Here is a 21,716-nt window from a genome sequence, read left to right on the forward strand (position 1 = left end):
CCTCCCATCATGCCCCAGGCACGGCCTGGAACGGTGTTTCCTTGTCCGTACGCTCCTTGTTGCCCAACGCCGCGACACCGACCCTGAAGGCATAGAACAGGATGCTGAAGACCACGAACAGGAACAGCGCCGTCAGCGTCGCGTTGGTGTAAGCGTTGAAGATCACGTGCTGCATCTGGTTGATGTCCTTGGCCGGGGCCAGTACCTGCCCGGCTTCCAGCGCGGTGCTGTACTTCTTCGCCAGGGCGAGGAAGCCAATCGCCGGGTTGGCGTCGAACAGCTTGATGAAGCCCGCGGTGGTGGTGCAGACCAGCAGCCAGAGCGCCGGCAGCAGGGTCACCCAGATGTAGCGCTGGCGCTTCATCTTGATCAGTACGACGGTGCCGAGCATCAGCGCGATACCCGCCAGCATCTGGTTGGAGATACCGAACAGCGGCCACAGGGTGTTGATGCCACCCAGCGGATCGACCACGCCCTGGTACAGCAGGTAGCCCCAGAGTGCCACGCAACCGGCGGTGGCGATCAGGTTGGCGGTCCAGGACTCGGTACGCTTGAGCGATGGCACGAAAGAGCCCAGCAGGTCCTGTAGCATGAAGCGCCCGGCACGGGTACCGGCATCGACCGCCGTCAGGATGAACAGCGCTTCGAACAGGATCGCAAAGTGGTACCAGAACGCCATGGTGTTCTCGCCCGGCAGGACGTGATGCAGGATCTGCGCGATACCGACCGCCAGGGTCGGCGCACCACCGGCACGGGCCAGGATGGTGGTTTCGCCGATGTCACGGGCCACCGCCTGCAACGCATCCGGGGTAATCGTAAAGCCCCAGCTGCTGACGGTCTGCGCCACGGCCACCGCATCCGCACCGACCACCGCAGCCGGGCTGTTCATGGCGAAGTACACGCCCGGATCGATCACCGAGGCGGCAACCATCGCCATGATCGCCACGAAGGACTCCATCAGCATGCCGCCGTAGCCGATGTAGCGGGCGTTGGTTTCGTTATCCAGCAGCTTCGGCGTGGTCCCGGAGGAAATCAGCGCGTGGAAGCCGGACACCGCGCCACAGGCGATGGTGATGAACAGGAACGGGAACAGCCCGCCTTTCCAGACCGGCCCGGTACCGTCGACGAACTGGGTCAGCGCCGGCATCTTCAGCATCGGCATGGTGATCAGGATACCGATCGCCAGGGCGATGATGGTGCCGATCTTGAGGAAGGTCGACAGGTAGTCCCGGGGAGCCAGGATCAGCCACACCGGCAGCACCGCGGCGACGAAACCGTAGCCGATCAGCATCCAGGTGATCTGCACGCCGGTGAAGGTGAAGGCCTTGGCCCAGACCGGATCGGCGGCGATCTGCCCGCCCAGCCAGATCGAGCCGAGCAGCAGCAGGACGCCGATGATCGAGATCTCACCGATGCGGCCCGGACGGATGTAGCGCATGTAGACGCCCATGAACATCGCGATCGGGATGGTCGCCATCACCGTGAAAATGCCCCATGGGCTCTCGGCCAGGGCCTTGACCACGATCAGCGCCAGCACCGCGAGGATGATGATCATGATCAGGAAGCAGCCGAACAGGGCGATGGTCCCCGGAATCCGGCCCATTTCCTCGCGCACCATGTCGCCCAGGGAGCGACCGTTGCGACGGGTGGACAGGAACAGCACCATGAAATCCTGGACCGCGCCGGCCAGCACCACCCCGGCGATCAGCCAGAGCGTGCCGGGCAGGTAGCCCATCTGCGCGGCCAGCACCGGGCCGACCAGCGGGCCTGCACCGGCAATCGCCGCGAAGTGGTGACCGAAAAGAATGTGTTTGTTGGTTGGCACATAGTCCAGACCGTCGTTGTTCAGCACGGCCGGCGTCGCTCGATTGGCATCGAGCTGCATGACGCTGTTGGCGATGAACAGACTGTAGTAACGGTAGGCAACCAGATAGATCGCCACGGCGGCGACCACGATCCACAAGGCGTTGATCGCCTCGCCGCGGCGCAAGGCCACTACGCCCAGGGCGCACGCTCCTAAGATCGCCAGCACCAGCCAGGGGAGGTGGCGTAGCGGGCTATTATTATTTTTCATTTTGAGATTCCAGCCAGATGGACAGAAAGACAGCCACCTTGAGTTTAGCGCCAAAGCGCCCCGTGACCATACCCGACGTTGGTATAGGGCGGTCTTTTCTTGCCGCCGGGACAATTTCCGGGACATCGCGCCGACGGATGAGCAGCCCTTCTCACGCCTGGCCGCTTGCCTGGCCCGGCATGGGGTCTATAGTCAGCAGAGTCCGCACAGGAACCTGAACATGAGTGACCATCCGATCAATCGTCGCCGTTTCAAGCGTATCGCGTTCGATGCCATCACCACCCTGAGCCAGGGAGATACGGTCTGGTCGGCGCAACTGGTAGACCTTTCCCTGAAGGGACTGCTGGCCCACCAGCCGGACAAGTGGCCCGACGACGCAGCGGGTATCTTCCTGGTGGATATCCGCCTGGCGAAAAATGCCCATGTGAAAATGGATGCCGAGCTGGTCCACGTGGACCATCACCATCTGGGCTTCAAATGCCTGCACATCGGCCTGGAATCGATCCAGCACCTGCGCCGCCTGGTCGAACTGAACCTGGGTGACGAAGAGGAACTGGAACGGGAGCTGGACGCCCTGTTCGAGAGTTGATCACCCGGGTGCCACCGCGATCGGCGGCGCCCGGGATCATGCGGTCAGGGAAAGACCGAACGCTGGGGGAAGTCGCCTTCGGACTCCCAGTAGCCCTTCTCTTCCCGAGACGACACCTGCCAGACGTCACCCTTGAGGCGATAGGTCCGGTAGGTGGTCACGAAATCGTCGCTGTCATCATCGGCCATCGACGACGACACCTGGAAAATCTCCGGCTGCGCGTCGTCGGCCTGCCAGGCCGCCTTGCCGGTCTGGGCGAGGAACAGTGGCTTGAGTGTGCCATCGGCCGCCTGATACTGCATCGGCTGCAGCTTGCGCCGGGCCGGCATCAGCACCTGGGTCGCCGGGCCGCTGTAGCTGCCCATCGGTGCGGTCTGGTCGACCGTGAGGAAAAACGCCGGGCTCGGCATGCCCTCCATCGCGGCCTTTTCCAGGGTCGCCAGCGGATAGGCCAGCCCCACGCTCCCGACCTCGTCGCCGGAAGCCGACAGCAGCCGCAGGCGGGCCTCGACGATCGGCCGGCTGGCGACATCCTTCGCCAGCGCCTCGTCGTCAAAGGCATCCTCGTCAAACGCACTGCCATTGCCCCAGAGCGACTGATGCAGATCCGAAGTGATCCGCACATCCTCCAGCAACTCCAGCTCACCGCCATCGCCAGTGGGCATCTGCTGGGCCAGGCGATAACCTGGCGGCACCGTAGCCGCACCGGCCAAACCGGCCCACAGCATGCAACCTGCCAAACACATTGCCGTACCGACAATCCGCATCCCGATGACTCCTTATCCGGTTATTCGAACAACGCGTCCAGCGCCTGCTCCAGGCGCGTGACCGCAATGATTTTCAGGCCCTGTGGCGACTCCTTCGGCGCGTTGCCCTTGGGCACGATGGCGCGCTTGAAGCCATGCTTGGCCGCTTCCTTCAGGCGCTCCTGGCCACTGGGCACCGGGCGCACCTCACCCGACAGGCCGACCTCGCCGAACACCAGCAGGTCGTGGGGCAAGGGCCGGTTGCGCAGGCTGGACATCACCGCCGCCATCAAGGCCAGGTCGGACGCGGTCTCCAGCACTTTCACGCCACCGACCACGTTGAGAAACACGTCCTGGTCATGGGTAGGAATGCCACCATGTCGATGCAGGACCGCCAGCAGCATCGCCAGGCGGTTCTGATCCAGGCCCAGGGTCACCCGCCGCGGGTTGGCCATGTGGCTGTCGTCGACCAGCGCCTGCACCTCCACCAGCATCGGCCGGGTGCCTTCCCAGGTGGCCATGACCACGCTGCCGGGCACCTCTTCCTGGGCGCGGGTGAGGAAAATCGCCGACGGGTTGGAGACCTCCTTCAGGCCGCGGTCGGTCATGCCGAACACCCCCAGCTCGTTGACCGCGCCGAAACGGTTCTTCACCGCCCGCAGCAGGCGCAGGCGGCCATCGGACTCGCCCTCGAAATACAGCACCGTGTCGACCATGTGCTCCAGCACCCGCGGCCCGGCCAGGGCGCCTTCCTTGGTCACGTGACCGACGAGGAAGATCGCCGTGCCGCTCTGCTTGGCATAACGCACCAGCAACGCCGCGCTTTCGCGCACCTGGGCCACGCCGCCGGGTGCCGATTGCAGCTGTTCGGTGAAAATCGTCTGGATCGAGTCGATCACCATGACCTTGGGCTTTTCCACCCGGGCGGTGGCGATGATGCTCTCGATGCAGGTCTCGGTCATCACCCGCAACTGGTCCTGGGGCAGGCCCAGCCGCCGGGCGCGCATGGCCACCTGCTGCTGCGACTCCTCGCCGGTGACGTACAGCGCCGGCATGCGCGTGGCGATATTGCACAGGGTCTGCAGCAGGATGGTCGACTTGCCGATGCCCGGGTCGCCGCCGATCAGCACCACCGAGCCATCCACCAGGCCACCGCCGAGCACGCGATCGAGTTCGGCCGAGGCGGTGGAGAAACGCGGGATCTCCTCGACGCTGACTTCGGCCAGGGTCTTGATCTGGGCCTGCTGCCCGGCCCAGCCGGTACGCCCGCTGGGTGCCGCGGCGCCGCCGCTTTCCACCAGGGTTTCGGTGAGGGTGTTCCAGGCCCCGCACTCGCCGCACTGGCCGGCCCATTTGGGAAAGGTCGCGCCGCACTCGGTGCAGCCGTACATGCGCTTGGCCTTGGCCATCTCGTTCCCCCCATGGAAAAACCGCGATGATAGCTCAGCCAGCGCCGATCAGCGCGTCGGCGGCGTACGGATTTGCCCCTCGACCAGGCGTGCCGCGCTGTTGCCCAGCGGGTCCTCGGCCTGAAGATCGGCCCCCTTGGCGGCCAGCGCCTCGAGCAGCGCGGTGCGCTTGAACAGCCCGGCGTACATCGCCGCCGTCTGACCGGCGGCGTTGCGCTGGTCGGGATTGCAGTCGCTGTTCAACAGGCGTCGGGCAATCCGCACCTCCCCCTTGAAGATCGCCCCCATCAGCGCGGTGTTGCCGCGCTTGTCCTGGACACACGCATTGGCCCCGGCCGCCAGCAGGCGCTCCACCGCCGGCCCCTGGCCGTGATAGGCCGCCAGGATCAGCGCGGTGTAGCCCTGGGCGTCCTGGGTATCGAGCGGATAACCGGCGTCGATGAAAGTTTGCAGCATCTGGACGTCGCCACGGCGGGCGGCATCGAAGTAGTAGTCCTGAATCTGCGCCTTGAGCGCTTGCGGATCGGCAGGCACCGCCGGCTGATCGGCCGAGGCGCTGCAGGCACAGGCCAGGAGGAACAACAACACAGGGATACGCATCGTATGACTCCGCGATAACACCTCAATCGTCCCGGGTCCCCCCGCGGCAGGCGCCGCGAGGGGACCCGGCCCACAAGCCGGCAGGTCAGTCCACCAGCTTCGCCGCCAGCGCCTTGACCCGTGCCAGGTCGCCCTTGGCCACCTTGGTCACGCCGGTGCCGTACTCGGGATCGGCCTTGTAGAGGAACGACAGGATGATGTGCTTGCTCTCGTCGTCGGTATCGGCCAGCGAGCCACCGAAGTTCTCGATCAGGTCCTGCTTCTCCTTCTGGCTGTAGGAGCGGTACAGGTCCCCGGCCTGCTTGAAGTTCTGCTCACGCTGGATCTTCGCCTGCTGGGTGCTGCCCGACAGAGGCAACTGGCTGTAGCGCGCCGACTGCGGTTCCTCGCGCGGCAACAGGCGGCTCGGCTGGTAGTTCACCCCGGTGCTGCTGTGCCCGCTGTTCATCGCGCCATCCTGATTGCCGTTGTTCACCGCCACCCGTGGCGCATTGATCGGCAGTTGCAGCGCATTCGGGCCAACGCGATACATCTGCGTATCGGCATAGGAAAACACCCGGCCCTGCAACAGGCGATCCTCGGACGGCTCGATCCCCGGTACCAGGTTCGCCGGGGCCATGGCCACCTGTTCGGTCTCCTGGAACACGTTGGCCGGGTTGCGATCGAGCACCATCTGCCCGACCTTGCGCTCCGGCACGCCGGGCCAGATCTTGGTCGCATCGAGCGGATCGAAGTCGAACTTGCCCAGTTCCTGTGGCGTCAGCACCTGGACATAGAGATCCCACTTGGGAAAGTCGCCCTTGTTGATGTGACTGACCAGGTCATGGGTCATGTGGCTGTAGTCGCGGCCCTGCACCTCGACGACCTGTTTCGGATCGAGGTTGCGGATGCCCTGCAGGCTTTTCCAGTGGAACTTGACGTAGTGCACCTCGCCCTTGGCATTGATCAATTTGTAGGCATGCACGCCGTTGCCGTCCATCTCCCGGTAGCTGGCCGGTGTGCCGGAATCGGAATACAGCTCGGTCAGGGTGCGTGTGGCCTCAGGCACGTGAGAGAAAAAATCGAAACGGCGCGAATCGTCGTCCAGGTTGGTACGCGGGTCGGGCTTGAAGGCATGGACCATGTCCGGGAACTTGATCGCATCGCGGATGAAGAAGGTCGGGAAGTTGTTCCCCACCAGGTCCCAGTTGCCATCGGCGGTGTAGAACTTGGTGGCGAAGCCCCGTGGGTCGCGGAGGGTTTCCGGGGAGTGGTTGCCATGTACCACCGCGGAGAAGCGCACGAATACCGGTGTCTTCTCGCCGGCGGCGAAGACCTTGGCCTTGGTCAGGTCACTCAGGTCATCGGTGACGGTGAAGGTGCCATGGGCGCCGGTACCGCGAGCATGTACCACCCGCTCAGGGATACGTTCACGGTCGAAGCGCTGCAGTTTCTGGATCAGTTGCACGTCCTGCAGCAACACCGGCCCGGTGGCGCCGGCGGTCTGCGAGTTCTGGTTGTCGCCCACCGCCGCACCGTTGTCACGGGTCAGCGTGGCGGCCTGGACAGAAAGGGATAGCACGCTGGCGGTCAAAATACCCAGCATGCGCCGAGTGGGAATAGCTCCCGGAACAGGAGTGATCTGCATGTCGAATTCCTCTTGATGTTGTGGTGCGCATCCAGATGCGCTCAACAGAGGCTAGAGACCGATCCGACGATTTCTAAATAGAAAAGCTCGAAGACCCCGATTGAAAAATTCCACGGGGCAAGACGCGCCAGAAGGCGTATTTCGCGCGATTGGTGGCACTTTGCAAACTTATTGCCCGGCGGCGGGTCGATTAAGACGGGGGGTGTAGGGCCCGGCATAGCGCAAGATGCCGGCGGCTGAATTACACTGCGTTCACTCAACTCATCTGCAACAGGGAATAAACTATGGGCGTGCTCAGTGAGTTCAAGGCCTTCGCGGTCAAGGGCAATGTGGTCGACATGGCCGTGGGGATCATCATCGGCGCGGCCTTCGGCAAGATCGTTTCGTCCTTCGTCGGCGACGTGGTGATGCCACCGATCGGCCTGCTGATCGGCGGGGTGGATTTCAGCAACCTGGCGATCACCCTCAAGGCTGCCGAGGGCAATACACCGGCCGTGGTGCTGGCCTACGGCAAGTTCATCCAGACCTGTATCGACTTCCTCATCGTCGCCTTCGCTATCTTCATGGGCGTCAAGGTGATCAACCGGCTCAAGCGCGAGGAGGCCGTGGCGCCGAGCGCGCCACCGGTGCCGACCAAACAGGAAGAACTGCTGGGCGAGATCCGCGACCTGCTCAAGGCCCGCAACGACAAGCCCTGAGCAACCGGCAAAAAAACAACGGCGCCTGCAGGGCGCCGTTTTTCTACCAGTAGTTTTCCACCGCAACCTGCCCCGGGCGGCGACTCAGGCTGAGCTGCAGGTCGCGTTGCTTGAGCACCTGGCGGGTGTCATCGATCATCTGCGGGTTGCCACAGATCATCACCCGCGAATGCACCGCGTCCAGGGTCACCCCGGCGGCCCGCTCCAGTTCGCCATTCTCGATCAACTGCGGGATCCGCCCTGCCAGTGCCCCCGGCAGCGCCTCGCGGGTGACGATGGGCACGAACCGCAGCTTGTGCGCATGCTCGGCCAGGTAGTCACGCTCGGCCAGCCCGGCAATCAGCTCACGGTAGGCCAGTTCGGCACCCTGGCGTACACTGTAGACCAGCAGAATCCGCTCGAAGCGTTCCCAGACCTCGAAGTCCTGCAGGATCGACAGGAACGGGGCCACCCCGGTGCCGGTGGCCAGTAGCCAGAGATCGCGTCCGTCGACGAAACGGTCAAGGGTCAGGTAGCCCACGGCCTGGCGTTCGATCAGCAGCGAGTCGCCCACGGCCAGGCGACTCAGCTCACTGGTGAACTCCCCTCCCGGAACGACGATGGAAAAGAATTCGAGAAAATCGTCATGGGGCGACGACACCATCGAATAGGCCCGCCACACCACGCTGCCATCGGCCTTGGTCACCCCCAGGCGGGCGAACTGACCGGCCCGGAAGCGGAATCCCGCATCCCGTGTGGTTCGCAGGGTGAACAGGCTGGAAGTCAGGGGGCAGACCTCGAGCAGGGTCTGCCGGGTGAATTTTTCGGCACTGACGGTCATGGTGCGCTCCATCGGGAATGTGCCTCCAGTTTCGCGCAAAGCCGGCGACAGAAACACCGGTGATTTGTAGTGGTATAAGTTTTCTCGAAAAACATATACAAAAAAAATAAAAATACAGCCACCAGCAAAAACATAAAGTTACAGGAACATACCAAGCACAATCTAATAATACCCCCATTAATCCTCATGCTTTTCACACTTGGCAAAACACACGAAATCCAAAAAAAAGGCTAAATGATATTATGCCCTGCGCGATAAACCCGCGCCTTGAAAGGCGATAAAAATATCAGTGCCATATAAAAAAATCACACCCAGAACAAGAATTTTCCTACACTACCCAAGCACGTTGGACTCAACGAATATCGCGTCTAGGAAGGGTACCTCAATGGAGAACTGGCAGGATAATCAACTGCACCAGCTCATGAGTGAAAAAGAAGAACAGGCAGTCTTCAATGCGGTTTTCAATCTGGCAGGTCAAATACGCTTCACTTTTGTTTCATTCAGGGTCAGCAGCTTATTAGGAGGCACTCAGCCCAACACCTCATCCTTCAATAATTACCCCGCAGAATGGAATGCATGTTACCAGCGCAACAACTACATTGCCGTCGACCCCCTGCTCACGCACTGCCACAACTCGGTGTTCCCCATCCTGTGGGGACCTGAAGCCTTCAGAAGTGCCCCGGCGCTCTGGCGTGACATGCAGGCCCATGGTCTCAACCACGGCTGGTCGCAGTCGGTCCACGACATTCGCGGGATTGTCAGCACCCTGAGCCTGTCGCGAACCTGCGAGCCCATCACCTCCAACGAGTTCTACTCCAAGACAGGTCATGTGCTGTGGCTGTGCAACTGGCTGCACTCGTTCATGGCGCAAAGACTGGCCAGTTCCCGTCCGGCACAGAACAGCCATCCGCTGTCGCCACGGGAGACCGAGATTCTCAAGTGGACGGCCGAAGGCAAGACCGCCGCAGAGATAGCCAACATTCTCAATCTGACCACGCGAACCGTGGGTTTCCACATGAGCACCATCATGAGAAAGCTGGGTGTGAGCAACAAGGCATCGGCAGTGCTGCGTGCAGCCAAATCCGGATTGCTTTACTGATTGCACCCCGATCTCCCGGCAGAAGGATCTGCCACCTCCACACGCAACAGGCAATCTGCTCGAAACCCACGTAAAATCCCCCTCCTGCCATACCGTTGCCAACCTCGCCCGGCACGAACAGCCGTGCATGGCAGCCGCAAACCGTCCCCCAGAGCCCGTGCACCATGCCCCTGCTAGAAAGTCCGTTCGCCCGTCTCGACCTGATCCGCCAGCCTGAACAGCAGGGTGAACCCCTGCAGGCATTTGACGCAGCCGATCAATACCTGCTCGACCACCTGGCCGCACAGGGCGTCTCGCCGGGCACCCGGGTGCTGGTGCTCAACGACAGCTTCGGCGCCCTGGCCGCCAGCCTGGAAGGCCATGTACAGCTCACCAGCAGTGGTGACTCGTTCCTCGCCGCGCTGGGCCTGGAAAAGAACCTGGCGCGCAATGGCAAGGCCTTCGACGCGGTCCGCCATGTGCCGGCCAGCGAGCAACTGGTCGGGCCGTTCGACCGGGTGCTGATCCGCGTGCCCAAGACCCTCGCCCTGCTGGAGGAACAACTGATTCGCCTGCAGGACCAACTGGCCCCCGGCGCCCAGGTGGTCGCCGGCGCCATGGTCAAGCACCTGCCACGGGCCGCCGGTGATCTGCTGGAGCGCTACGTCGGCAACGTGCAGGCCTCGCTGGCGGTGAAAAAGGCCCGCCTGCTGGTGGCGACACCCGAGCCCCGCGACCGGGTGCCATCGCCCTACCCGACACGCTATCGGCTCGACCGCCCGGCGATCGAGTTGCTCAACCATGCCAACGTGTTCTGCCGTGAAGGCCTGGATATCGGCACGCGCGCCTTCCTCCCGCACCTGCCCGGGAACCTGGGCAGCGCCCGGATCGCCGACCTGGGTTGCGGCAATGGCGTACTGGCCATCGCCAGCGCCCTGCAGAACCCGCAGGCCCACTACACGCTGGTGGATGAGTCGTTCATGGCGGTGCAGTCGGCGCGGGAAAACTGGCAGGCTATTCTGGGCGAGCGCGAAGTGACCGTGCGTGCCGCCGATGGCCTGGCCGGGCAGGAACCGCAGTCACTGGACGTGGTGCTGTGCAACCCGCCCTTCCACCAGCAGCAGGTGGTCGGCGACTTCCTCGCCTGGCGGATGTTCCAGCAGGCCCGGGAAGCCCTGGTGGTCGGTGGCGCACTGTACATCGTCGGCAACCGCCACCTGGGCTACCACAGCAAGCTGGCGCGGTTGTTCCGTGGGGTCGAGCAGGTGGCGGCGACGCCCAAGTTCGTGGTGCTCAAGGCGCGCAAGTAGGCGAAAGAGGGAGTCCGGCCCGCTCGCGGCGGGCGTTTTTCGCGGGCAAGCCCGCTCCCACAGGTAGTATGGCGTGCACTGTCCGTGTGGGGCGGGCTTGCCCGCGAAGGGCTCAATGGGTGGTCAACCCGGCCGCGCTCATGAACAGGCGCATCAGGCTGGCCACCACGAACAGCGCCAGCACGCTGCCCGCCCAGATCATCGCCAGCCACCCCAGGCGCTGCCAGAGCGGTTTCTTCTCGGCCTGTTCGATTTCCTGCAATGAAGGCTTGCCACGCATATCCGCTTCCTCGTCATCGAAACGGCGGCCCCCGAGCGGACGCCGCCGACAGGTACTAGTGATAACCATCCTCGTGGGTCACCTTGCCGCGGAACACGTAGTAGCTCCAGAAGGTGTAGCCCAGGATGAACGGAATGATGAACAGCGTCCCCACCAGCATGAAACCCTGGCTCTGCGGCGGCGCGGCGGCATCCCAGATCGAGATCGACGGCGGGATGATGTGCGGCCAAAGGCTGATACCGAGGCCGCTGTAACCGAGGAAAATCAGCACCAGGGTCAGCAGGAACGGCGTGTAGTGCGCGTTGCGCGCCACCGCCCGGATCAGCCCGTACAGCGTGACCAACACCAGGATCGGCACCGGCAGGAACCAGAACAGGTTCGGTAGGGTGAACCAGCGTGCCGCGATCTCGGCATGGCTCAGCGGCGTCCAGATGCTGACGATACCGATCACTGCCAGCAGGACGAACGCCAGCGGCCGCGCCAGGTCGTGCATCTGCTCCTGCAGCTTGCCTTCGGTCTTCATGATCAGCCAGGTGCAGCCGAGCAAGGCATAGGCCACCACCAGCGCCACGCCGCAGAACAGCGTGAACGGGGTCAGCCAGTCCAGCGAGCCGCCGGCGAACTGCCGGTCGACCACCTTGATCCCGTCGATGAAGGCGCCCAGCGCCACACCCTGGAAGAAGGTCGCGGCGATCGAGCCGCCGATGAACGCCTTGTCCCAGATATGCCGCTTGTGCTCCTTGGCCTTGAAGCGGAACTCGAACGCCACGCCGCGGAAGATCAGCCCGATCAGCATGAAGATCAGCGGCAGGTACAACGCCGACAGCACCACCGAATAGGCCAGCGGGAAGGCGCCGAACAGTGCCGCGCCACCGAGCACCAGCCAGGTTTCGTTACCGTCCCAGACCGGCGCCACGGTGTTCATCATGACATCGCGGTCACGAGCGTCCTTGATGAAGGGAAAGAGAATGCCGATGCCCAGGTCGAAACCATCCATGACCACGTACATCATGATGCCGAAGATGATGATCACGGCCCAGATCAGCGAAAGATCGATACCCATGACTCAGTTCCCCTTGTTCAGGCTGTCGCCGTGACCGTTTTCGCTGTCTTCATCGGCAGCGGAAAGCGGACGGGCCGGAGTACGTTTCTGCCCGGGACCACCGTGGCTGGTTTCCGCGCCTTCGTTGGTCTTCGGCCCCTTGCGGACCAGGCGCATCATGTAGCCCAGGCCAACACCGAACAGCGAGAAATACACCACGACGAACAGCGCCAGGGTGATGCTCATCTGCATGACGCTATGCCCGGAGGAGGCATCCGCCGTGCGCAACAGGCCATAGACCACCCACGGCTGGCGGCCGATTTCGGTGGTGAACCAGCCGGCCAGGATCGCGATCAGGCCGGACGGCCCCATCCACAACGCCAGATGAAGGAAAGCGCGGTTCTCGTACAGGCGATCACGCCTGCGCAGCCACAAGGCCCAGAGACCGGTGAAGATCATCAGCAGACCCAGGCCGACCATGACCCGGAACGACCAGAACACGACGGTCGAGTTCGGCCGGTCCTCGGGCGGGAACTCCTTGAGCGCCGGCACCTGCTTGTCCAGGGTGTGGGTCAGGATCATGCTGCCCAGGTAGGGAATCTCCAGGGCGAAGCGGGTCTTCTCGGCCTTCATGTCCGGCCAGCCGAACAGGATCAGCGGGGTCGGCTCGTCGCCGACGTTTTCCCAGTGGCCCTCGATCGCGGCGATTTTCACCGGCTGGTGCTTGAGGGTGTTGAGGCCGTGGAAGTCGCCGATCACCGCCTGGATCGGCGCGACGATCAGCGCCATCCACATGGCCATCGACAGCATTGTCCGGATTGCCGGATTGTCACGGCCACGCAACAGGTGCCAGGCCGCCGAGGAGCCGACGAAGAACGCCGTCGCGACGAACGCGGCGGTGGCCATGTGCATCAGCCGATAGGGGAACGACGGGTTGAACACCACCGCCAGCCAGTCCACCGGAATGACCCGGCCATCGACGATTTCATAGCCCTGGGGCGTCTGCATCCAGCTGTTGGACGAGAGAATCCAGAAGGTCGAGATCAGCGTACCGATCGCCACCATCACCGTGGAAAAGAAGTGCAGCCCGCGGCCGACCTTGTTCCAGCCGAACAGCATCACGCCAAGAAAACCGGCTTCGAGGAAGAAGGCGGTGAGCACCTCGTAGGTCAGCAACGGCCCGGTAATCGAACCGGCGAAGTCCGAGAAACGGCTCCAGTTGGTGCCGAACTGATAGGCCATGACCAGCCCGGAGACCACCCCCATGCCGAAGTTGACGGCAAAGATTTTCGACCAGAAATGGTAAAGGTCGCGGTAGGTGTCGTTGCGCGTCTTCAGCCACAGCCCTTCGAGCACCGCCAGGTAACTCGCCAGGCCGATGGTGATGGCCGGGAACAGGATGTGGAAGGAAACGGTGAATGCGAACTGGATTCGGGCGAGATCTAGTGCCTCTAAGCCGAACATAAGCTTTCCTCTGTCAGGTAATACCGGCTGTCGACCCACAGGCCCAGCCACTGCCCCCACGAATATGGAGTGCGGCGAATTTGGCTTCGTTCTCTTTTTTTCAACCCATCGCAACGCAGGGAGTCGGACCCTGATCACTGCCCAAAAGACAATTGATCTGGATCAACCAACGTTGAAAGAGTAGTCCCATTACGACGAACGGGTGGAGTGGCCGGTTGCCGCGCGACAGGTTGTCTCAGGAGCAGAGGACAACTGATCCGCAAAAATTCGCCGCAGGAAAAGGCCAGACAGACAATAGATGAATAGCTCAGTAACCTTTTGTTACATCGCAATGATAATCTTCACCTTTCATCCCGCTCAGGCGAGCCCTCCCGATGCCCACCGAGACACCCTTGCTGCTGCGTCATCACCGCCCCTTCCTCGCGTTCTGGCTGGCCCGCATCTTCACCGCCAGCGGTTTCCAGATGCTCACCGTGGCCATCGGCTGGAACCTTTATCAACTGACCGGCAACGTGCTCGACCTGGGGCTGGTCGGGCTGGTGGAGTTCGCGCCACGGGTGCTGTTCATGCTGCACACCGGACATGTCGCGGACCGCTACGACCGGCGCAAGGTCGCCGCCCTGTGCCAGACGGTACAGGCACTGATCGCCCTGAGCCTGGTGATCGGCAGCCTGACCCACCAGGTCAGCCGCGAGATGATCTTCATCCTCGCGTTCCTGCTCGGCGGCGCCCGCTCCTTCGAAATGCCCACCACCCAGGCGCTGCTGCCGTCCATCGTGCCGGCGACGCTGTTCCCTCGCGCCGTGGCGGCCGCCCAGTCGGCGCAGCAACTGGCGACCATCGTCGCGCCGGCCATCGGCGGCCTGCTGTATGCGTTCGGCAGTGTCTGGGTCTATGGGCCGACGGTGGCGTTGTATGGGGTCTCCTGCCTGCTGATGCTCAACCTCCCGGCACGCCAGACGCCGCTGAACAAGGCCAAGGCCACCCTCGACTCGCTGCTGGCGGGCATCCGTTTCATCCGCAGCCGTCCGGACATTCTCGGCGCCATCTCCCTGGACCTGTTCGCGGTGCTGCTGGGCGGCGCGACCGCACTGTTGCCGGTGTTCGCCAAGGACATCCTGCTGACCGGCGCCTGGGGCCTGGGCCTGCTGCGCTCGGCACCGGCGGTCGGTGCCCTGCTGATGTCGCTGTGGCTGGCGCGCTTTCCCGTGGAGCGCAAGGTCGGCCGGGTAATGTTCACCGCCGTCGGCGTGTTCGGCGTCGCCACCATCGCCTTCGGCCTGTCGACCTCGTTCTGGTTCTCCCTGGCCGTGCTGGTGGTGCTGGGCGCCGCGGACATGATCAGCATGGTGATCCGCGCCTCGTTCGTGCAACTGGAAACCCCCGACGAGATGCGCGGCCGGGTCAGCGCCGTGAACGGCCTGTTCATCGGCGCCTCCAATCAGTTGGGCGAATTCGAGTCGGGGCTGACCGCCCACTGGTTCGGCACCGTACCCGCCGTGGTGCTGGGCGGGGTCGGTACCCTGCTGGTCACCGGCACCTGGATGAAACTGTTCCCGACCCTGGCCAACCGCGACCGCATGCACGAGCGCCAGGCCGAAACCGCCTGAAGCCCAGGCGGCGGGAGACGGCGATCAGTTGATGTCGATGGTCGCCGTCATCGTCTGCACCGGCATCGTCAGCGAACGGTCGCTGAAGCTGAAGGTGCCCTGCTGCAGGTCCCCCAGGTCGTAGATGTAGCTGTAGCCGACCACCGCGCCACCACTGCACGGCACGAACGGTTTGTTGAACTCGCACAGGGAGTTGCGCTGGCTGTAGTTGATCGGGGTGCCATTGAACGTGGCCCCGGGCGCCCGGCCATAGCCGAGTTCCACCACCGTCACCGTGATGTTCGGCCCATGATGGGCATTCTGCGTGCGCCGGCGTCCGTCAGAAACATCCTCGATGATTCCCTGCGACGCCACTGTGTAGATAGCCACGCCTTTCAAGGCCGCCGCCGGCGCCGCCTGCAACGGCCCGATGGCCGCCAGTGAGAGTAGGCCGGCGCAGAGCAGCCGGCCCATGGCACGGCAATTGCTGACTGATTTCATACTTCCTCCCTCTTTCCGTGCCGAGAGTATGCCTCAGCGCGCGGTTTTCGGAGTAGTTCGTGCACAGTCGCGGCGAAATGGGCGGCCAAACAGCCGTCCCTATTGCACCGTCCGGCTGGTATGATGCGCGGTTTTTCCCACAGCCAAGTTTCATCAGGCCATCAGCGTCTGTGCTTTGCTGTCGGGACCGATTCATTCGAGGCGCCGAAAGCGCCATTGGGGAGCAGAGATGCTGGAAAGGCTGTTTCAACTCAAGGCACACAATACCAATGTGCGCACCGAGATTCTCGCGGGCGTCACGACCTTCCTGGCCATGGCCTACATCCTGTTCGTCAACCCGAGCATTCTCGGCGAAACCGGCATGGACAAGGGCGCGGTGTTCGTCGCGACCTGCCTGGCCGCCGCCATCGGCTCGACCGTGATGGGCCTGATCGCCAACTACCCGATCGCCCTGGCGCCGGGCATGGGCCTGAACGCCTTCTTCACCTACACCGTGGTCCTGCACATGGGCCACACCTGGCAAGTGGCGCTGGGGGCGGTGTTCATCTCGGCGGTGTGCTTCTTCCTGCTGTCGATCTTCCGCATCCGCGAATGGATCATCAACAGCATCCCGCTGCCACTGCGCTCGGCGATCGCCGCCGGTATCGGCCTGTTCCTGGCGCTGATCGCCCTGCACAACGCCGGCATCGTGGTCGGCAACCCGGCGACCATGGTCGGCCTCGGCGACCTCAAGCAGCCGGCACCGATCCTCGCCACGCTCGGCTTTGCCGTGATCGTCGCGCTGGACGCACTGAAAGTCCGTGGCGCCGTATTGATCGGCATCCTCGGGGTCACCGCCGTGTCGATCCTGATGGGCTTCAGCCCGTTCGCCGGCATCACCTCGGCGCCGCCGTCGCTGGCGCCGACCTTCATGCAACTGGACATCAAGGGCGCCCTGGACATCGGCCTGGTCAGCGTGATCTTCGCCTTCCTGTTCGTCGACCTGTTCGACAACTCCGGAACCCTGATCGGCGTCGCCAAGCGCGCCGGACTGATGGGCAAGGATGGCCACATGCCGAAAATGGGCCGTGCGCTGATCGCCGACAGCACCGCCGCCATGGCCGGCTCGCTGCTGGGCACCTCGACCACCACCAGCTACATCGAGTCGGCCGCGGGTGTCAGCGCCGGCGGCCGCACCGGCCTGACCGCCATCGTGGTCGCCATCCTGTTCCTGCTGGCGCTGTTCTTCTCGCCGCTGGCCGGTAGCGTGCCGGCCTTCGCCACCGCGCCGGCACTGCTGTTCGTCGCCGTACTGATGACCTCGGGCCTGGCGGAAATCAACTGGGAAGACATCACCGAGGCCGCGCCCGTGGTGGTCACCGCCCTGGCCATGCCCTTCACCTATTCGATCGCCAACGGCATCGCCTTCGGCTTCATCGCCTGGACCGCAGTCAAGCTGCTGTCCGGCCGTGGCCGCGAGCTGAACCCGGCCCTGGTGATCCTGTCGATTCTGTTCGTGATCAAGTTGGGTTGGTTCAACGCATGACTTTCGATTCCTCGACCTACACCGCCCAGCTCAACGACAAGGTCGCGCGCCTGCGCGACCTGCTGGCGCCGTTCGATGCCCCCGAGCCGCAAGTCTTCGACTCGCCGCTGCAACACTTCCGCCTGCGCGCCGAGTTCCGCCTGTGGCGCGAAGCCGGCGAGCGTCATTACGCGATGTTCGCCCAGGACGACAAGCGCACGCCGATCCTGATCGAAGAATTCCCGATCGCCAGCCTGCGCATCAACGAACTGATGCCCCGGCTCAAGTCGGCCTGGCAGGCCAGCGCCGCGCTGAGCCACAAGCTGTTCCAGGTGGAATTCCTGACCACCCTGGCCGGCGACGCAATGATCACCCTGTGCTACCACCGCCCGCTGGACGAACACTGGCAGAGCGCCGCCGAACAATTGGCGGCCGATCTCGGCGTCAGCATCATCGGCCGCTCCAAGGGCAAGCGCGTGGTGATCGGCCACGACTACGTGGTGGAGAAGTTCGAGATCGCCGGGCGCCGCTTCAGCTACCGGCAACCGGAAGGCGCCTTCACCCAACCCAACGGCACGGTGAACCAGAAGATGCTCAACTGGGCCTATGACGCCCTCGGCGAGCGCTCGGACGATCTGCTGGAACTGTACTGCGGCAACGGCAACTTCACCCTGCCGCTGGCGACCCGGGTACGCAAGGTGCTGGCCACCGAGATCAGCAAGACCTCGGTCAACGCCGCGCTGAGCAACCTCGACGAGAATGCCGTGGGCAACGTTACACTGGTGCGCCTGTCGGCCGAGGAGCTGACCGAGGCGCTGAACGAGGTGCGGCCGTTCCGCCGCCTGGCGGGTGTCGATCTGAAGAGCTACACGTTCGGCAGCGTGTTCGTCGATCCGCCCCGTGCCGGCATGGACCCGGACACCTGCGAGCTGACCCGGCGTTTCGACAACATCCTGTACATCTCCTGCAATCCGCAGACCCTGGCGGCGAACATCGCGCAGTTGCACGACACCCATCGCATCGAGCGTTGTGCATTGTTCGACCAGTTTCCGTGGACCCACCACATGGAATCCGGGGTCCTGCTGACCCGCCGCTGAAGCCGGTGAGGGCCGGCTGACGGGGTGTCAGCCGGCCTGGGTTTCATCTGACAGGGCGCTTTCGCGGGCAAGCCCGGCTCGTACAGGCCTGTGTCTTAGACAAGGAACATGTACGACGAGGGACTGTAGGAGCCGGGCTTGCCCGCGAAAGCAACCGACGCCGCTGCGCATACTGTCCGCATTAGGCCCGAACGAAACCGAACAACTGCGCCGCCGTATCGCACAGCAGATGCTGGCGCAACGGCGGCGCACAGGCCAGGCGGCGCAGGCGATCGAACTCGCTGGCGAAGCTCACCGCCTGTTCGTGCTGGGTATGCGGCCAGTCGCTGCCCCACAGCAGGCGGTCCGGCCCCAGGCTCTGTAGCATCAGCGACAGGGCCTTCTCCGCGAAATGCAGGTTCTGCGCCGCAGTCCCACCCAGCCGGTAGATGCCCGATACCTTGATCCACAGGCGCCCGCTCTCGCCCAGCTCAAGCAACCGGGCGAAGGCTGGCTGTTCGACACCGAGGCGCGCATCGGGACGGCCAAAGTGGTCGACCACCACCTTGCAGCCCATCTCCAGCAACGGCTGGACCAGACCCGGCATATCCTCAAGATGGCGATGCAACTCGACATGCCAGTCCAACTGCCGCAGGTGCCGGAAAAACGCCTGCCAGCCGGCCTCGGTGAAATCCGGTAGCGACTGCCCCATCAGGTTCAGACGGACACCCGCGACGCCAAGGGCAGCCATGCGCTGCAACTCGTCGAAGGCGATATCGCGCTCGACCACCACCACCCCGCGCAACCGTTCAGGGGCCTGTTGCAAGGCGGCCAACAGATAACTGTTATCGGTCCCGAGGAAGCTCGGCTGCACCAATACGCCGTGGCTCAGGCCGTTTTCCTCCAGCCGCGCCAGGTAGTCGGCCAGGCTGGCGTCATAATCCGGCGCGTAGCGGCGCACGGTCGCCAGGCCCAGTCCACGTTCGAAGACATGGGCGTGGGCATCGATGCCGCTGATGGGCAATGGGCAAATCTCGGACATGGAACTCATCTGTGAACTCAAGAACCCCGCCTCCACCCTGTGGGAGCCGGTCGGGGCGGGAAGAAGGTGAAATCAATGGGACAACTGGCCCGCCCCCTTGCCGGACTCCGCCTGCGGCGTGACGTCCTGCAGATTGCGCCCACGGGTTTCCGGCAGCAGCAGCGCCGCCAGCACCGCCACGCCATAGGCGATGCCGGCATCGATGCCGATGGCCGAGCCGAGCGACATCGACTCGCTCATGTGCCCGACCATGAACGGGAACACCGCCGACAGCACCCGGCCGAAGTTGTAGCAGAAGCCGACACCGGCCCCGCGTACATCCGCCGGATACAGCTCATTGAAGAACGAGCCCAGGCTGGCCGGAATACCCGCGGCGAAGAAACCCAGGGGGAAACCGAGGAACAGCATCTGCGCGTTGCTCAACGGCAGGAACAGGTAGCACTGCACGGTGATCACGCAGCAGAAGGCGAAGAGGATGATGTTCTTGCGCCGGCCAATACGATCCAGCAGCATCCCGCTGACCACGCAGCCGAGCCAGAACGCGACGATAATCACCGCCAGGTAGCCACCGGAACTCAGTACCGAAAGATTGCGCTCGGTCTTGAGAAAGGTCGGCAGCCAGGTCATCACGGCGTGATAACCACCGTGGGCACCCAGGCCGAGAATACCGCCCAGCAGCGTGACCCGCAGCAGTTCGGGGCGAAAGATCGCCGCCATCGACGCCAGCAGGCTGCGCCCCTGCACCTTGGCCTGACGCTGGCTGGCGTCGGGCTCGACCACGCTGCGGCGCACATAGATCACCAGCAGCGCCGGCAACAGGCCCACCAGGAACATCACCCGCCAGGCCATGGCCTCCGGCACGAAGGTGTAGACCAGGGTGAACACCCCGACCGCCGCGCCCCAGCCAACCGCCCAGGCACTCTGCACCGCGCCCATCACCTTGCCGCGATAACGCGACTGGATGGTCTCGGCCATCAGCACCGCGCCCGCCGCCCACTCGCCACCGATACCGAAGCCCTGCAGCGCCTTGACGATCAGCAACTGGTTGAAGCCGGTGACGAAGGCCGAGAGGAAGGTGAACAGCGAGAACCAGAGGATCATCCACTGCAGGGTCCGCACCCGGCCATACCGGTCGGACAGGGTGCCCCCCAGCCAGCCGCCGATGGCCGAGGTGACCAGCGTCACGCCGCTGATCATCCCGGCCTCGCCCTTGCTCAGGGCGAAGGCGGCGATCAGCGCGGGAATCGCCAGGCCGAACATTTGCACTTCCAGTGCATCCAGGGACCAACCGCCAAAGCAGGCCCAGAACGTCTTGCGCTCCCTCGAAGTGATATCGCGGTACCAACTGAACATGATTTTCTTATCCTTGTAGACCAACAGGGAGCCCAGGCAGGGCTCAGCGAATCTCGACGCTGTAGCGGAAGTGGCTGGCATGGCCACGGGAACGGCGCCATTCCAGCGGCTGGCCGGCGTAGTCGCGCGCCAGTCGCTCGATCACCACCACCGGGCTGTCAGGCTCGATCTGCAACAGCCGGGCATGCACTTCGCCGACGGCTTCGGCGGTCAGGCTCTCCTCGGCGCAGGCGACGACCTGGCCGCAAAGCGCTTCGTAGATCGGATAGAGCAGCGGACCCTGCTGGTCGAGGTCGACCGTCAGCAGCGCCTGGAAGGGCGCCTTGGGCAACCAGATTTCCTCGGCCAGCACCGGCGTGCCTTCGAGCAGACGCAGGCGGACCAGGCGAATCACCTCGGCCTCGGGTGGCAGCCCCAGGGCCTGGCTGACGGCCGAAGGCGCGGGCAGCGAATCGATGGTGAGAATCCGGCTTTGCGGCAGCTGGCGTTCGCCGGCCAGGTTCTGGAAGCGGAAGAAGCGGAACAGCGAAGACTGGAACTGCGGCCGGCGGATGAAAGTGCCACGCCCCTGGTGGCGTTCGAGCACGCCCTCTTCCACCAGCTTGTCGACGGCCTTGCGCACGGTGCCGATGGACAGTTGGTATTCACCGGCCAGCACGGCCTCGGTGGGGATCGCCTCACCCGGGCGCCAGCGGTTGTTGGCGATCTGCCGGGCCAGTTCGTCGCGCAGGCGCTGATAGAGCGGGAGACGTTCGTCGCTGGAGAGTGAATTCATTTTTGTAGTTATCCAGTCATCTATATGAATTTTTGCCGAGTATTCTCCCTGGATGAAAAGGCGTCAAGTGCGTCGTTGCAAAGGTTAAAAGCCCGCAGCCGCTGTGCCCCCAATACTGTCCGCTGATCGAACAGAAAAA

20 protein-coding genes are annotated in these 21,716 nt (G+C 63.7%); 7 read left to right on the forward strand and 13 right to left on the reverse strand.

Translation table 11 applies throughout. From position 1 onward, the window contains the following. Nucleotides 1-7 precede the first annotated feature (7 nt). Complete coding sequence (locus tag ACM62G_RS07760) at nt 8-2,074, reverse strand: carbon starvation CstA family protein (protein ID WP_054059065.1); 2,067 nt, start codon at nt 2,072-2,074, stop codon at nt 8-10. A gap of 220 nt (nt 2,075-2,294) precedes the next feature. Here ACM62G_RS07760 and ACM62G_RS07765 point away from each other — a divergent pair, with 220 nt between their 5' ends. Beyond that, nucleotides 2,295-2,663, forward strand: a complete 369-nt coding sequence (locus ACM62G_RS07765; RefSeq protein ID WP_054059066.1) for a PilZ domain-containing protein — start codon at nt 2,295-2,297, stop codon at nt 2,661-2,663. A gap of 44 nt (nt 2,664-2,707) precedes the next feature. On the opposite strand, the gene ACM62G_RS07770 is transcribed toward ACM62G_RS07765, so the two are convergent. The 4 genes from ACM62G_RS07770 to katB all read right to left on the reverse strand — a co-directional run bounded on the left by ACM62G_RS07770 (nt 2,708) and on the right by katB (nt 7,003). Next, complete coding sequence (locus ACM62G_RS07770) at nt 2,708-3,430, reverse strand: hypothetical protein (RefSeq protein ID WP_054059067.1); 723 nt, start codon at nt 3,428-3,430, stop codon at nt 2,708-2,710. Between the two features lie 20 nt (nt 3,431-3,450). Continuing rightward, nucleotides 3,451-4,818: a DNA repair protein RadA gene (gene radA, locus ACM62G_RS07775; RefSeq protein ID WP_054063764.1), complete on the reverse strand. Its 1,368-nt coding sequence runs from the start codon at nt 4,816-4,818 to the stop codon at nt 3,451-3,453. A 48-nt stretch (nt 4,819-4,866) separates the two neighbouring features. Then, a complete protein-coding gene (locus tag ACM62G_RS07780) occupies nt 4,867-5,418 on the reverse strand; it encodes an ankyrin repeat domain-containing protein (RefSeq protein ID WP_054059069.1) in 552 nt (183 codons plus the stop codon). 85 nt (nt 5,419-5,503) lie between these two features. Next, on the reverse strand, nt 5,504-7,003 hold the full coding sequence (gene katB, locus ACM62G_RS07785) for a catalase KatB (RefSeq protein ID WP_419737497.1): 1,500 nt from the start codon (nt 7,001-7,003) through the stop codon (nt 5,504-5,506). A gap of 326 nt (nt 7,004-7,329) precedes the next feature. Between katB and mscL the strand changes: the two genes are divergently transcribed. Beyond that, a complete protein-coding gene (gene mscL, locus ACM62G_RS07790; RefSeq protein ID WP_054059071.1) occupies nt 7,330-7,743 on the forward strand; it encodes a large-conductance mechanosensitive channel protein MscL in 414 nt (137 codons plus the stop codon). Nucleotides 7,744-7,786: 43 nt separating this feature from the next. Here mscL and ACM62G_RS07795 read toward each other — a convergent pair whose 3' ends face one another. Then, nucleotides 7,787-8,563 (reverse strand): ferredoxin--NADP reductase, encoded by a 777-nt coding sequence (locus ACM62G_RS07795; RefSeq protein WP_273824729.1) that lies wholly within the window; start codon nt 8,561-8,563, stop codon nt 7,787-7,789. A gap of 385 nt (nt 8,564-8,948) precedes the next feature. On the opposite strand from ACM62G_RS07795, the gene ACM62G_RS07800 reads away from it, so the two are divergent. Both ACM62G_RS07800 and ACM62G_RS07805 read left to right on the forward strand, forming a co-directional pair. After that, nucleotides 8,949-9,662 carry an autoinducer binding domain-containing protein gene (locus ACM62G_RS07800; protein WP_239688000.1) on the forward strand — a complete coding sequence of 238 codons (714 nt, stop codon included), beginning with the start codon at nt 8,949-8,951 and terminating at the stop codon, nt 9,660-9,662. A 164-nt stretch (nt 9,663-9,826) separates the two neighbouring features. Beyond that, nucleotides 9,827-10,951 (forward strand): methyltransferase, encoded by a 1,125-nt coding sequence (locus ACM62G_RS07805; protein WP_273824727.1) that lies wholly within the window; start codon nt 9,827-9,829, stop codon nt 10,949-10,951. A 112-nt stretch (nt 10,952-11,063) separates the two neighbouring features. Here the strand turns inward: ACM62G_RS07805 and ACM62G_RS07810 are convergent, their stop codons facing one another. Genes ACM62G_RS07810 through ACM62G_RS07820 form a run of 3 tightly spaced genes read right to left on the reverse strand, consistent with a single transcriptional unit; the run spans nt 11,064 to nt 13,737 of the window. Next, nucleotides 11,064-11,231, reverse strand: coding sequence for a DUF2474 domain-containing protein (locus ACM62G_RS07810; RefSeq protein ID WP_081005994.1), 168 nt, complete (start codon nt 11,229-11,231; stop codon nt 11,064-11,066). 55 nt (nt 11,232-11,286) lie between these two features. Beyond that, complete coding sequence (gene cydB / locus ACM62G_RS07815; protein WP_419736965.1) at nt 11,287-12,294, reverse strand: cytochrome d ubiquinol oxidase subunit II; 1,008 nt, start codon at nt 12,292-12,294, stop codon at nt 11,287-11,289. 3 nt (nt 12,295-12,297) lie between these two features. Then, nucleotides 12,298-13,737, reverse strand: coding sequence for a cytochrome ubiquinol oxidase subunit I (locus ACM62G_RS07820; protein WP_054063762.1), 1,440 nt, complete (start codon nt 13,735-13,737; stop codon nt 12,298-12,300). Nucleotides 13,738-14,111: 374 nt separating this feature from the next. Between ACM62G_RS07820 and ACM62G_RS07825 the strand changes: the two genes are divergently transcribed. Further along, nucleotides 14,112-15,347, forward strand: coding sequence for an MFS transporter (locus ACM62G_RS07825; RefSeq protein WP_273824721.1), 1,236 nt, complete (start codon nt 14,112-14,114; stop codon nt 15,345-15,347). 24 nt (nt 15,348-15,371) lie between these two features. Here ACM62G_RS07825 and ACM62G_RS07830 read toward each other — a convergent pair whose 3' ends face one another. Then, nucleotides 15,372-15,827, reverse strand: coding sequence for a DUF4879 domain-containing protein (locus ACM62G_RS07830; RefSeq protein ID WP_419736966.1), 456 nt, complete (start codon nt 15,825-15,827; stop codon nt 15,372-15,374). Nucleotides 15,828-16,056: 229 nt separating this feature from the next. Between ACM62G_RS07830 and ACM62G_RS07835 the strand changes: the two genes are divergently transcribed. Both ACM62G_RS07835 and trmA read left to right on the forward strand, forming a co-directional pair. Then, nucleotides 16,057-17,352, forward strand: coding sequence for an NCS2 family permease (locus ACM62G_RS07835; RefSeq protein WP_054063760.1), 1,296 nt, complete (start codon nt 16,057-16,059; stop codon nt 17,350-17,352). Next, on the forward strand, nt 17,349-18,428 hold the full coding sequence (gene trmA, locus ACM62G_RS07840) for a tRNA (uridine(54)-C5)-methyltransferase TrmA (protein ID WP_419736967.1): 1,080 nt from the start codon (nt 17,349-17,351) through the stop codon (nt 18,426-18,428). The genes ACM62G_RS07835 and trmA overlap by 4 nt, the downstream gene beginning before the upstream one ends. Nucleotides 18,429-18,609: 181 nt before the next feature. On the opposite strand, the gene ACM62G_RS07845 is transcribed toward trmA, so the two are convergent. The 3 genes from ACM62G_RS07845 to ACM62G_RS07855 all read right to left on the reverse strand — a co-directional run bounded on the left by ACM62G_RS07845 (nt 18,610) and on the right by ACM62G_RS07855 (nt 21,577). After that, nucleotides 18,610-19,449, reverse strand: coding sequence for an amidohydrolase family protein (locus tag ACM62G_RS07845; protein WP_273824716.1), 840 nt, complete (start codon nt 19,447-19,449; stop codon nt 18,610-18,612). A 72-nt stretch (nt 19,450-19,521) separates the two neighbouring features. Further along, the gene (locus tag ACM62G_RS07850) at nt 19,522-20,802 is read right to left on the reverse strand and encodes an MFS transporter (RefSeq protein ID WP_054059081.1); all 1,281 of its coding nucleotides are present in this window, start codon (nt 20,800-20,802) and stop codon (nt 19,522-19,524) included. Between the two features lie 43 nt (nt 20,803-20,845). Next, nucleotides 20,846-21,577, reverse strand: coding sequence for a GntR family transcriptional regulator (locus tag ACM62G_RS07855; protein WP_054063758.1), 732 nt, complete (start codon nt 21,575-21,577; stop codon nt 20,846-20,848). Nucleotides 21,578-21,716 lie beyond the last annotated feature (139 nt).

Source organism: Pseudomonas sp. COR18 (assembly GCF_048568395.1).
Lineage (GTDB): Bacteria > Pseudomonadota > Gammaproteobacteria > Pseudomonadales > Pseudomonadaceae > Aquipseudomonas > Aquipseudomonas fuscovaginae_B.